13 protein-coding genes are annotated in these 13235 nt (G+C 47.2%); all 13 read right to left on the bottom strand.

Annotation, left to right across the window (positions count from 1 at the left end; genetic code table 11):
• Positions 1-3 precede the first annotated feature (3 nt).
• The 13 genes from AC0KH7_RS02550 to glgA all read right to left on the bottom strand — a co-directional run bounded on the left by AC0KH7_RS02550 (position 4) and on the right by glgA (position 13234).
• Positions 4-1374 carry a TolC family protein gene (locus AC0KH7_RS02550; protein ID WP_472370410.1) on the bottom strand — a complete coding sequence of 457 codons (1371 nt, stop codon included), beginning with the start codon at positions 1372-1374 and terminating at the stop codon, positions 4-6.
• A gap of 11 nt (positions 1375-1385) precedes the next feature.
• The gene (locus tag AC0KH7_RS02545) at positions 1386-1892 is read right to left on the bottom strand and encodes a thioredoxin family protein (RefSeq protein WP_472370408.1); all 507 of its coding nucleotides are present in this window, start codon (positions 1890-1892) and stop codon (positions 1386-1388) included.
• A gap of 214 nt (positions 1893-2106) precedes the next feature.
• Positions 2107-2991, bottom strand: a complete 885-nt coding sequence (locus tag AC0KH7_RS02540) for a tetratricopeptide repeat protein (RefSeq protein ID WP_472370407.1) — start codon at positions 2989-2991, stop codon at positions 2107-2109.
• Positions 2979-4424 carry an aspartate kinase gene (locus AC0KH7_RS02535; protein WP_472370405.1) on the bottom strand — a complete coding sequence of 482 codons (1446 nt, stop codon included), beginning with the start codon at positions 4422-4424 and terminating at the stop codon, positions 2979-2981. The genes AC0KH7_RS02540 and AC0KH7_RS02535 overlap by 13 nt, the downstream gene beginning before the upstream one ends.
• 101 nt (positions 4425-4525) lie before the next feature.
• Positions 4526-4924: an ectoine synthase gene (locus tag AC0KH7_RS02530; RefSeq protein ID WP_472370403.1), complete on the bottom strand. Its 399-nt coding sequence runs from the start codon at positions 4922-4924 to the stop codon at positions 4526-4528.
• A gap of 50 nt (positions 4925-4974) precedes the next feature.
• On the bottom strand, positions 4975-6228 hold the full coding sequence (gene ectB / locus AC0KH7_RS02525; protein ID WP_472370401.1) for a diaminobutyrate--2-oxoglutarate transaminase: 1254 nt from the start codon (positions 6226-6228) through the stop codon (positions 4975-4977).
• A 22-nt stretch (positions 6229-6250) separates the two neighbouring features.
• The gene (gene ectA, locus AC0KH7_RS02520) at positions 6251-6772 is read right to left on the bottom strand and encodes a diaminobutyrate acetyltransferase (RefSeq protein ID WP_472370399.1); all 522 of its coding nucleotides are present in this window, start codon (positions 6770-6772) and stop codon (positions 6251-6253) included.
• Positions 6773-7160: 388 nt separating this feature from the next.
• Entirely contained in the window at positions 7161-7445 is a 285-nt protein-coding gene (locus AC0KH7_RS02515; RefSeq protein WP_068647628.1) for a hypothetical protein, read from the bottom strand.
• A gap of 83 nt (positions 7446-7528) precedes the next feature.
• A complete protein-coding gene (locus AC0KH7_RS02510; protein ID WP_472370397.1) occupies positions 7529-8137 on the bottom strand; it encodes an LPP20 family lipoprotein in 609 nt (202 codons plus the stop codon).
• Positions 8138-8194: 57 nt separating this feature from the next.
• Positions 8195-8674: a transcription elongation factor GreB gene (gene greB / locus AC0KH7_RS02505; RefSeq protein WP_472370396.1), complete on the bottom strand. Its 480-nt coding sequence runs from the start codon at positions 8672-8674 to the stop codon at positions 8195-8197.
• Positions 8675-9007: a DUF3392 domain-containing protein gene (locus AC0KH7_RS02500; protein ID WP_068647624.1), complete on the bottom strand. Its 333-nt coding sequence runs from the start codon at positions 9005-9007 to the stop codon at positions 8675-8677.
• 157 nt (positions 9008-9164) lie between these two features.
• Positions 9165-11669: a glycogen/starch/alpha-glucan phosphorylase gene (locus AC0KH7_RS02495; protein WP_472370393.1), complete on the bottom strand. Its 2505-nt coding sequence runs from the start codon at positions 11667-11669 to the stop codon at positions 9165-9167.
• A 98-nt stretch (positions 11670-11767) separates the two neighbouring features.
• The gene (gene glgA, locus AC0KH7_RS02490; protein ID WP_472370392.1) at positions 11768-13234 is read right to left on the bottom strand and encodes a glycogen synthase GlgA; all 1467 of its coding nucleotides are present in this window, start codon (positions 13232-13234) and stop codon (positions 11768-11770) included.
• Position 13235: the final 1 nt, after the last annotated feature.

Below are 13235 nucleotides of genomic sequence, written 5' to 3'. Positions count from 1 at the left end.
CACTCATTGGTAAGCCTCCAGTTCTACCGGCTTACCGGTCAAATAATCCAACTGTGCCCAATGCAACGTTTCACGAAATTGCTGGGCAATAACTTGATAATTCGCTTCCGACAAACGCACCATCGAATCCCCTAAATCGGTTGTGGATTCGTTTTCATACAGTGCACGACTGTAGTCCAGATACAGCTCGGAATATTCACCGAACACCTTATTTTGTTTCTTTTCCGCTTCCGCCATTTGCAATTTAAAATACAAATCGGCGACCTGATCTCGCAACGATTGCTCGTATTCATGAATTTCTGCTTGAATCGTCTGTACTTCGGCACGCGCTTCACTGACTTTTGCGGACCGAACCCCACCGTCATACAGTGGATAATCCATCGTCAAATCGAAGCGCCAGCGCCCTTCTCGACCGTAAGCATAGTTTGAGGAATAGCCACCTAAAGCATCCACCCGGAAGGTTGGCATATCTTCTAACGATTCACCGTTTAAGCGCGATTCTGCGGCTTGGAGCTTTAACTGCAAACTGTGTAAGTGCAAGTTGCTGGCTAATGCCTGTTTTTGATACACACCCAAGTCATCCAATGACCGTTTCGTGACCGACTCCAGTGACGGAAAACGCAGTTTATCCGGCAAGGCGTCAGGACGACCAACCAAGTTGGCCAGATTGGTTCGGGTACGGCGCTGCTCATACGATGCCCGTGTTCGTTTCACCAACAGTTTTTCATAATCCGCTTGAAGCTTCAGATAGTCAACGTCCGATAATTGATTGAGTTCATGACGATCCTCGGCCTTGTCCATGGCGATATAGGCGACGGCCATGGATTCATTCTCAATTCGGTACTGAAAATCGGCGAGGATGATGTTGAAATACGCCTGCATCAACCGAATTTGAAATTGGATCTTTTGATCTTCATACAATTCGTTCTGAGCCGCGGACATACGCTTTTCAGCTTCCAAAGCGGCGTCATTTCGCCCGAAGTCATACAACTCTTTCCCCAACGCTAAGCCAAATAAGTGGTTATCTTCTGGTTGAAAATCATACTCACGCCAACCCAAACGGCCAATCAGGTCGAGTTCAAAATTATCATCGGTTTCTTGCAAATCATAACGTGCTTTGGCCCGGGCATAACGTGCTTTAGCGCGCATGACTTGCGGGCTAATGCTTTCCGGGAGCGCCATAACGCTTTCAAGCGTTAAAGGCTCCGGCAACCCCTGAGCAGGGTGTACCGGCATAACAGCCTGCTCGGCTACCGGTCCAGTAACCTGTGGTGTATTACCGCTCTCTTTTTCGGCCGCCATAGCGGACGAGGTCATCAACGTCGACAAAACAAGCACACTGTGGATAGTAAAACGCAACGGATTCAATTTCATCAGTGCACCCGCTATCGGTTTTGTCTTTTATAACGCGTAAACGACATATCTTTATAAGCGCCGTCAACAACATACTTGCCTAACAGCATAAATTCTTCTTTGGTCCGGGTCGGCCCGGTATAACGAACCACCGGCTTTCCTTCCAAATCAAAAATAATCATCACCGGCGTCGCCCGTACACGATATATTTTTTCAGATAAATATTGAGAGGTCCCTTCTGTACCATCAAAATTCACCATATCGTTTGAACCTTCGATATCCATTTGATACGTCAGAAAGTGCTGTTTGAAATATTTAATGACATCGGGCTTATTCAGAATGGTATTTTTCATCCGGTCACAAAATGGGCATTCTTCCATATGGAAGAAAATAAAAATACCCTGTTTGCCATCATCCTTGGCCACTTCCAACTCTTCTTGCAGGTTGCCAAACGTTTCATCGAAAAAATCCGCGGCTGACGCTTGGAAACTCATAACGGTCAAAAACACAATGCCGACGGCTTGCCAAATTTTAGTCATCTAGTTACCCACCTTTTTTGTTATTTACAGCTCACCACATCACGGATTGTGAGCATGGCACGCCATTATTGGCACGCATCATAGCATGGTGCTAGGGCGTTTCGCCAATAGTCCGTATTTATACATAAATACAGGCAAATAATGTGGATAAAAAATGGAACTTGAAAAGAACGAGGCTTAGAAAAGCCTCGTCGTAAAGACATACAAACTCTGATTAAGCAGGAGGGGTGACTTCGTCTTCTTGCAGAAGTTTTTGAAAATCGGGGTTGTCCTGCAAAGACTTAAAGACCGGATCGTTTTGCACCTGCTCTTTATAACCCTCAGAATTCTGCAAGGCTGTTTGTAGAAAATCGATGGCCTCAGCCGCTTTATCCATCAAGGCATAAGCGCCGGCTAACTGATAAAATGCATGCGTGTTCTCAGGATCGATACGCAATGCCTGATTACACAGGTTCACCGCCCACTGGGGTTCACCCATTTCAAGCGCTGCATCCGCCTTGTAAGTCATGGCTTCGGTATTGCCAGGATCCAGCTCCAGTATCTGGTCGTAAATCGCCATACGGTTACTGAGAATTTGCTCTTGCCCCGCTTTCAACCACAGACTATGAATGTCCTGATGTTGCGACAATCGTTTCTGAGCATTGGTAATGCCGCGTGATTTTCGGTTAAGCTCTTCTTCCAACTTCGCCAAACGCGCTTCGTATTCCTCAATAACCTTATCGACTTTGCTGTCGGCGAGGCTGAGAACCTTCTCTTTCACTTCACGCATGGAATTCCACCCAACCAAAAGGAGAACGGAGGAAATACCGGCAATCAGGTAAAAGAAATAGGTCACCGTATCGGTCGCATACCCAACAGCACGGGAAGTGGCCGACAGTTCGCGATTAGTCACTTCTTTGGTGATTTCAACACGCAAATTATTCATATCGACCCGCAACTGCTTCAACTCATCCATGACATACCGTTCAATAAAAGGGTTGTACATCGGTTCCTTGAGCTGTTCCACATCCTGTGTTTCTTTGCTGTGCCGTTGATCAGCCGCGCCAGCTGTTACCGAGGCTAAAAACAGTGCTAATCCCAATAAGATCAATGTTCGCATATCGCCTTCCCGTGATCATGGACTTCAATCAATTTGGAGTGCAAAGCTTTGACCGCCTTTTCGAAATCCGTTTCGTTTACAAAAAACTGCATTTCGACCTGACGGGTATTTTGATGAATCGCTTCAACGTTAATCCCTTGATCAAATAGCGTCTGAACCGCTTTGGCCAGCAGGCCTTTAATACGCATATCACTGCCCATCGCAGACGCCAAGGCCACTTTACTGGTATTGATGGTCGCGGTCGGCAAGGCCTGTTGCAACTGTTCCGAAAGGCGCTTCACTTTCTTCAAGGATGCACTCAAATATAAAGTAATGGTATTGGCATTGAAATCCTTGGTAATGACCTGGCATTTGAGGCGGTTACTGGTATCAATCAGAACCTTTTCATAATGCCCCTGCTGCCCCATCATTTCCTGATCGAACACTTCCAGTGCAATCAAGTGCTGCATACCGGCAATGATTTCCACCTGCGGGAATTCGCTGACGTAATCTTCGGTAAAGATGGTACCGTGATGCCCCGGATCAAAGGTGTTTTTAATCCGCAGTGGAATTTGAGCCTGACGCAAGCCTTGCGCAGCCTTAGGGTGCACCGCTTCCATGCCTAAGTTGGCGAGCTGGTCGGCAATGTCATAATTGGTCTTACCAATCGGCACCACATTCTCTTCGCCCACCAGCTTGGGGTCGGCACTGCTAAGGTGATACTCTTTGTGTATCACCGCTTCGCTCGCTTCAGTCAGAACCGCAATTCGACTGAACGTCATTTCGCTGTACCCTCGATCAAACGTGTGCATCAGGTTTTCCTGACAATGGGCATAGCCAGTGACAATCGGCAATTCACGCGAAAAATCCACTTCGCCTAAATGCACCTTAATCATCTCGTCCAAAGACAGTGTCCTATCCGCCTGCCAGCCGGTTAAATCAACAAACCGTGCATTAACGCCTTCTTGCTGCAATAAGTGCGCTAGATTCCAGGCACTGTGGGCTTCCCCAAGACTGGCCAGAAGTTCGCGCACCGTCAATAGGTGACTTTCCAGCGAAAAGTGGCCGTGTCGGCACAAATCCTGCAGATGATTCAACAACTGTTTGGTTTCGGCAAAACGTTCATCGATAAACGCATTGGCTTTGACACGCACATCATCGTCATCGAACAAATCGGCATTAATTTTATTCAGTTTCAGACTCAACTGGTCCAAAGCAATGCGCCAATCATCCTCAACGTCATCATTGGCAAACAAGCCATAAACGCCGGGTTGGTCGGTCTTTTTATGTTCCAGCAAGTCATTGGTGATGCCGCCGTAGGCCGACACCACAAAAATACGCCGGTAAGGGCTATCCGGATACAAAATGATATTGTCTCGAACCGCCGGGTAATCACTCATTGACGTGCCGCCGATTTTTTCGACACTCAACTGATTTTTATGTGTGTTTGACATGGTAATTTTTTAAAAAAAACACTCCGTTATTTAAAAGGGAAAAATGCCCAGGCCTGGGCATTTTCAAGCTCGATCAAATCGATGCTAAAAGACGATAAGGTTTAAGCCTCTTCCACTAAGACGTAAGAACCGTCTTCGTCATGTGTTTCACGCCCGGTGACCGGCGGATTGAACACACACACCATGCGCATCTGGCTGCCTTTATTGGCTTTCAGAATATGCTGATCGTTTTCATTCAAGGCATAAACGGTGCCTTCACGGATAGCGTGAACTTTACCGTTTTTCTTCTCTTCAATTTCGCCTTCACCTTCAATGCAATACACCGCTTCCAAGTGGTTCTTGTACCACAGATGCAGTTCTTCACCTTCTTTGATCAAGGTATCGTGCAACGAAAAGCCCATCCCGTCTTTGGCCAATAACAGGCGGCGGCTGGTCCACTGCTTATCATCTACATCGGCATCGGTTCCGATAATATCGTCATATAAGTTACGAACAATCATGTTTTCTCCTAATCGTTTTTGTTGCAAGGGTTGTCGTTTGCAGGCAAAAATTACTTGCCGACTTTCTCAACCGCGCCTTCCAAAATATCAAAGCCTTCGTTAATCAAGTCTTCGGTAATCACCAATGGCCCCAAGAACTTAATCACTTCATCGCCGGCACCCGCCGTTTCAATGACCAAGCCATCTTCAAAGGCTTGTGTACAGACTTTAGACGTCATGTCCGGATCTTTAAACTCCGCCCCCCAAATCATGCCATGCCCGCGAATTTCGCGCACATACTGTGGAAAACGCAGCGCCAATTTCTCCATACGCGCTTGCACCAAAGCGGCTTTCGCTTTCACTTCTTTTGAGAAACTGTCGTCGGACCAATATTTTTTCAAGGCCACGCTTGAAGAAACAAATGCCAGGTTATTCCCGCGGAAGGTTCCCGAGTGTTCGCCCGGACTCCATTGGTCCAGCTCCGGCTTCAGCAGCACCAATGCCATTGGCTGGCCGGCACCAATCGATTTCGACAACGTAATAATGTCCGGCTTAATGCCTGCACGTTCGAAACTGAAGAAGTCTCCGGAACGACCATTACCGACCTGAATTTCATCCGCCACCATCAAGATGTCGAAATCGTCACAGATTTGACGTAAATCGCGCAACCACTGTTCACCGGAAACGTTGATCCCGCCTTCGGCCTGGATGGTTTCCAATACAATCGCCGCCGGCAATTCCGTGCCACTGGACGCATCTTCTAGAATTTTACGAAGGTAAGCGATGGTATCGACCTTGTCGCCCAGATACTTATGAAACGGCACCTGAGTGGTATAACCCGGCACACCGTAACTTTCGTCGTGGTAATAACTGTTACCGGTAATACTCAAGGACCCCATCGACATACCGTGGAAACCGTTAGTGAAGGACATGACCTGCTTACGGCCTTTGACCTTACGGGCAATCTTCAATGCGGTTTCAATGGCGTTGGTCCCGGTTGGGCCGACAAACTGCAGCTTGTATTCCATATCGCGCGGTTCCAGCACGTTGTACACAAAGCTTTCGATGAAATCTTTTTTCGCGACCGTCCCCATGTCCAATGCATGCCCGATACCGTCGTGCTTCAAGTATTCAATCAAAGCGTCATTGATGTCCGGGTTATTGTGACCATAATTCAGGGCACCGGCACCGGCGAAGAAGTCAATGTAACGTTTGCCGTCCACGTCCCAGATTTCAGCCATTTTGGATTTATCGAAAATGGTCGGAAACGAACGAATATAACCACGCACTTCCGATTCATATTTATTAAATGTCTCTAATGTCATGTTTTGAGTTCCTTTGAAAATTTTAAAGTGTAATCGTTGATTCGGTTTCCGACGTCAGGGAGTACAACTCTTCCGCTTCGTGCCCTTCATCGCCAAAATGCGCTTCAGTGATGAAAGGAGCGACCTTTAACGTCAGTCCGTGTTGTCTGGCAAATGATTTAAACAACCCTTGCGACGCTTGATTGGACGGACTGATGGTACAACACAGTTCCGTCACGCCGCCTTTCGGCTGTTGCTTAAGCAAGGCCGCCAACAAACGTTTGGCCATGCCTTGACCTCGCATGGTATCGGATATGGCCACCTGCCAAACAAACAGTGAGCCGGGCCGATCCGGTCGATAATAGGCGGAAATAAAGCCGACGATTTGACCATCAACTTCTGCCACCGAACAAGTATCGGCAAAATGCGACGCTTGCAGAAAATATAAATAGCTTGAATTCACATCCAACGGCGGTGAGGCCTGGATTAAGTGATAAATAGCCAGTCCGTCTTCCAATTTAGGTTTTCTAAATTGAACGGACGCTTCAGATTTTTGAGTATCCATGATATTTTTTTAAGACTTGAAAGGTTAATGGTTCAACCAACCGCAAAAAGACAGGCGTGACACTGAAACTTCCAGTGCTAACATTCGTTTCATCCATGGCCCCTGTACCACCTAGGGTAAAAGTTCGCATTGGGGAAACGGTTACGGTTGACTCCTCAGGACTGATCCTTTGGATTAGACTCGACCAACGTTGGTCTAAAGAAGAACGGCGCCTAAACGCAAATGACAGTGTATTAAATACAGCTGAAAAAAAGATGACTTAACCTATTTGGGTTATGAAATTGACTAGATTGTAACAAGTTTCAAACCAAACTGCAACTTGTTGCACCAATCCAGCCCCAAATAGAGATCATAACAATATGATTTTAAAGAACTATTTACCAAACATTCACAATTGCCCTGAATCGGACTTACGACGCTTGTAATAGTAACGGACCCGATAAGGGTCGCGTGCCTCGTCACTGTCCATCATCTCAGCCATGTCTTCAAACAACCCGGGGAACAGAATTTCATAAACCTGTTCAATTTTTTCCAAATCGCTTTCATCGACCGGCACTTCAATAATGCGCAGTTTCGGGCAAGAAAAAGCCGTGATGTCCAAGGCTTCCAGATTCATTCGATCGACTTCAAAATCGTACTCATCTTCGTAATGATCTTTTATCACCCATCCCATCGTCACTTCCTCTTGTTTTTAAAATGGCTCAATTCCTAGCAAATAGCCGACCAAACTTATCGTTTGGTCAGATAATCAAGCCATTACTGGACCTGTTGATTGGCAATGTCTCGCGCCATTTCATCAAAACTTTGTTTGGCTTTAAATTGCTGCCACAGGGCCTGGTCATTTTTCATCGATGTACGCACGGCGGTTTCGACGATTTTATCCTGAGTCGCTTTATCCATTCCGACCAAAGCATACAGCTTACCATTCGGACCGGTTCGAGTCTTATACACCTTGGACCCCACCAGGCTTTGATTGGTGATGGTTTTTAATGTGGAGCTGGCGGCGGCATCCACGGTTTCAGTATCACCGACACCCGTGGTGCCCAGATACTGCTTCACCATTTTTTGGACTTGCACTTTAATCTGCTCGGCCAGACGACCACGACCATCTGCAGCCGCCATATCTTTCATAAAACTGATGCCTGCCTTGGACGGCTCGGCAATCCCTACCGCACTAATGGCCAAACTATCCACCGGCTCATCACAAATCCAACCCGGCGCGGCCACATTGGTGTTTGGAAACACGCAATCGGCTACCGCGAGAGGGTTTTGTTTTTCCGCCGTCTCGTCTTTTGTTTCCTGAGTACTGCAAGCTGACATCGTACTGGCCGCAACCAATAAGCCAAAACAGAGCATTTTTTTCATGTTTTTTCCTTCTGTTTGTCCACACAAATTCGATTTTAAAATGAAACCCGGCACACCTCAATATTGGATTTCAAGCAATGTATACTCCACTTTCCGACTGTCGGGCAAAAACACGACAACATCGTCTCCGAGTTGTTTTCCAAGCAATGCTTTTGCAACAGGGGACGCTACAGAAATCTCATTTTCTTCCAGTCGCACTTCCAAACCACCGACAATGCGGTAACAAACCCGCTCTCCGGCTTCATCTTCCAGCAGGACGCTTGCCCCGAAAAAGACTTTATCTCGCTGTCTTGGCTTGTCACGCACCACTTGAATGTCTTTCAGATGACGCTCCAAATAGCGAATTTTACGATCGGTTTCCCGCAATTCTTTTTTACGGTAAATGTATTCCGCGTTTTCGGAGCGATCCCCTTCTGCAGCGGCGGTACTAATGGCCCGAACAATTTCCGGGCGTTTTACTTTCCAGAGATAACTCAACTCTTCCGATAAACGGTAAAAGCCCTCTTGAGTGATGTAATTCAAACTCAACAATGCCACCTACAGCATGCGTTTTTTCTGGGCCAGTAATCCAATACCGAAAAAGATAGCGATGACCAATGGCGCTAACCACACATCCGGCGTTTTCGCCAGAAACCCAACCAGTAACGGCGTAACAAAAGACGTCAAAAACGCAAACCCAAAGGCACAAAACAACACAAACAGCGTTAGCTTCAAGATAAACTTCAAACTGCCGATCTGCTTGCGAATAAAGTCGGTAATATCGTTGCCGTAAATCACCAGTAAGGTTGCCACCATCGACAGACCGATTTCCAATAAATAAGGCCGCATCCAACCGGAAACCGTCGATACGGCCTCAATGATATAGTCCATACATCAATCCATAATTCATTATTGCTTTTTCCGTCAACAAAACGATCACGCCAGCCTGAACTGGGAGCCTCAACTCCCCCATTCAAACATCAAAACCAATCACTCCATAAAAAGTAACCAGGCCTGGTGAAATTTACAATAACACTCAGCCGCCTGTTCAGGACATTTTAATCGGTTTCAACTTCCAGATGTCATCATTATATTCACGCATGGTTCGGTCGGTCGAAAAGATGCCACTGCGCGCTGAATTGATAATACTCATGGTGTTCCAGCGACTGTGGTTCTGGAAGGCCAAGGCGACTTCCTCTTGCGCTTCGACATAACTGCGGAAATCCGCCAACGTCATCCAGGGATCATTCGGGCTTTTAATTGATTGGATAATGCCGTCAAAAATGCCCGGCTCCAACTGATTAAAGTGCCCGGCTTCCAGCAACCCGAACACGGCTTGCAAATCCGAGTCGGTATCGATATAGCCTTGCGGATAATAATGCTGCCGCAACTCGGCCACTTCGGGCGTTTTCAACCCAAACAAAAAGAAATTTTCCTGGCCGACGGCATCCAGAATTTCGACATTGGCGCCATCCAGCGTACCGATGGTGATCGCGCCGTTCATCATGAATTTCATATTCCCGGTACCGGACGCTTCTTTACCCGCCGTGGAAATTTGCTCGGACAAATCCGCTCCTGGCGCGATGACTTCCATCGCCGAAACTCGATAATTCGGAATGAACGCCACTTTCAATTTATCACCGACATCCGGGTCGGAGTTGACGATATCCGCGACACTGTTGACCAGCTTAATGATTTTTTTGGCCATTTCATAGCCAGGTGCCGCTTTACCGCCAATAATGACACAACGGTTCGTCCAATTATCGGTATCACCTCGCTTGATGCGCGCGTAAAGATGAATAACGTGCAGGATATTCAGTAACTGGCGCTTATATTCATGAATGCGCTTAACCTGCACATCAAACAACGCGGTGACATCAAACTTCACCCCAGTTTCTTTTTCGACCAAATCGGCTAACCGCTGTTTATTTTCACGTTTTATGGCCATCCAGGTCTGGCGAAAAGCCTTGTCATTGACACTTTCTTCAATTTTGCTTAACTGCTCGAGGTTCGTCACCCATTGTTCACCGATTTTTTCATCCAGCAAATCCTTTAATCCAGGGTTACAACTGGCCATCCAACGACGTTGCGTCACACCGTTGGTTTTGTTGTTAAAACGTTCCGGCCACAGTTGGCAGAAATCATTGAACAAGCCTTCTTTCAACAATTGCGAATGCAACGCCGCCACCCCATTAATGGAAAAACTGCCGACAATCGCCAAATATGCCATGCACACGTGATTATGCTCATCAATAATCGACATACGTCTTTGACGCGCGACGTCTCCCGGCCACTTCATCGCTACTTGTTTCATAAAACGCGCATTAATTTCGTAAATAATTTCCAGCACGCGCGGTAAGAGTTTTTCAAACAACGACACCGACCAGCGTTCCAGGGCTTCCGGCAACAAAGTGTGGTTGGTATAAGCCATAGAGTTTGACACGATCGTCCAAGCTTCATCCCAATGCAATTTACGATCATCAATCAAAATACGCATCAATTCCGCCACCGCCAGGCTCGGGTGGGTGTCGTTCAATTGGAAAACATTATGCTCGGCAAAATCGGAAAAATCGTCGCCAAACTTATTCACCCACTGACACACCACATCTTGCAACGAGGCGGACACCAAAAAGTATTGTTGACGCAGACGCAGTTCTTTACCGTTTTCACTGCTATCGTTCGGATAAAGTACCATGGTGATGTTTTCGGCATCGCTTTTATCCGCCACCGCTTCAAAATACGATCCTTGGTTGAACTCAGATAGATTAAAGCCCTCTGTCGCTTCGGCCGACCATAGACGTAAGGTGTTGACCACACCGTTTTTGTATCCGGGAATCGGCACATCGAACGGTACGGCAAACACTTCTTCAGCGTCTTCCCAGTGCACAATAAGTTCGCCAGTATGCGGGTCGGTAAATTGCCGACTGTGACCGCCAAATTTAATAACACGCGTGTATTCGGAACGTTGAATTTCCCACGGATAATAACCAAATCCAAGCCAGTGATCCGGTTCTTCCACTTGATAGCCGTTTTTAATCAGCTGTTTGAACATGCCGTATTCATACCGCAAACCATACCCCATCACTGGCAAGCCCAGCGTGGCGCAAGAATCCATAAAGCAAGCGGCTAAACGCCCTAAGCCACCATTGCCCAAGCCGGCGTCTTTTTCGGCCTCTTCAATCATTTCCAAGGAGCCGCCCAGTTGATACATGGCTTTTTCGGCTTCGGTTTCAATCCCCAAATTCAACAGGTTATTGGATAAGGAACGCCCAATCAAAAATTCCATCGACAGGTAATAGGCTTTTTTATTTTTGCCACCGTTATAGGCTTTCCAGGTATCCTTCCAATGCATCATCAAACGGTCGCGCACCGTATAAGACATGGCCTTGAATTGATAATAGGCATCGGATTCAATGTCCCGACCCAACATGTTATACAAATAGTGGACGAAGTCGGCCTCAATATCCTTTTCCGACATACCCATTTTTTTGAGCAACTCGAAAATGTGTTTTTCGTGATCTATTTCCGCTTTCGTCTGTTTTTTCTTTGCCATAACCACCAACTCCAAAATTTGAAAATTTTAATTAGGCAACGTTGCCCACCACTCTGTCTATTTACGTTTCCGAACCTCTGTTCGAAAGGCATTTCCGGTTATTTAAACAGCGCTAAATACTGTTTTGCGCTGCGATCCCAACTGAAGTCTTTTCGCATGCCGGTTTTCTGTAATTTTTGCCAAGTGCGCTTCTTACCGTACAAATATAAAGCATGCAAAATGGTCGATTTCAGCGCATGCCGACTCGGGTCATAAAACACGAAACCGGTCGCCGTACCCGCCGCAAGGTTTTCTTTGGTGGCATTCACCACCGTATCGGCCAATCCACCCGTGGAATGCACAATCGGTGGCGTACCGTAAATCAAACTGTACATTTGGTTCAATCCGCACGGCTCAAAACGAGACGGCATTAAAAACAGATCCGCTCCGGCTTCGACTTTGTGTGCCAGAGATTCGGAATACCCGATGTACACGAGCACCCGTTCGGGATAACGGTGCGCCATCTCATTCAACAAATATTCGTAATGGCTCTCCCCGGTCCCCACCAAAACAAAACGTGCCGACGTCTGCTCAATCAACTCCGGCAGAATTTCCAACACAATATCAATGCCTTTTTGCGGCACCAACCGCCCCACCAAACCGATAACCGGGTCATCGGATTCCAGCACAGCTTGCGGCATATCCCAAAAATCCAACATGGATTGCTTGTTCTGTTTTTTCGCCGCCACGCGGCCTTTTTCCGACGAATAATGTTTCGCGATAAAAGGGTCCGTCTGCGGATTCCAAACATCACCGTCAATGCCATTCAAAATACCGACCAAACGCCCTTCCTCTTCACGGCGCATTAAGACACCTTCCAAGCCATACGCGTACTCCGGATAGGTAATTTCCTTGGCATAGGACGGGCTGACCGTCGTCACCCAATCCGCCATTTGAATGCCGGCTTTCAACATTGACATATTGCCGTAAAATTCAATCCCTCTGTCGGCAGACCACCATTCCCATGGCAGAGCCAACCCTTCAAACAGGCTTTTTGGAAACAATCCGGCATACGCCATGTTGTGAATGGTAAACAGGGTTTTTGGCCGTTCGGTTTCGCGCGTCAGCAAAGCCGGCACCAATCCCGTTTGCCAGTCATTGGATTGAACCAGATCGGGTTTCCAGCCCAGTCCGACCCGGTTCATGGCGACCTCCACCACGGCTTTGGAAAAAATGCCGAAACGCTCGCCATTATCCCACCAGTCTCGACCATCCAACGCCAAATAAGGGTTACCAGGACGGTGAAACAACTCCGGGATATCCACTAACCAAATCGGCACATCAATGCCGTCCGCCTTGGCTTTCAAAATACGAACATGCAGATCGCGACCGCAGGCCGGCACCATGAAATCGGCAATTTGCGAGATGTGGGAAACCTTTTCCCAAACATCCCCGTAAGCCGGCATTATCAAACGTACCTGTTGTTTCTGGTGACGGTAAGCATCGGGTAAACTGCCGGACACATCGGCTAGTCCGCCGGTTTTAATCAGAGGATGTGCTTCGGAAGTCGCAAACAGAATTTTCATG

Source organism: Hydrogenovibrio sp., assembly GCF_965140365.1.
Taxonomy (GTDB): domain Bacteria; phylum Pseudomonadota; class Gammaproteobacteria; order Thiomicrospirales; family Thiomicrospiraceae; genus Hydrogenovibrio.
Note: the sequence above shows the minus strand (reverse complement) of the source record. Positions and strands in the feature narration are given on the sequence as shown.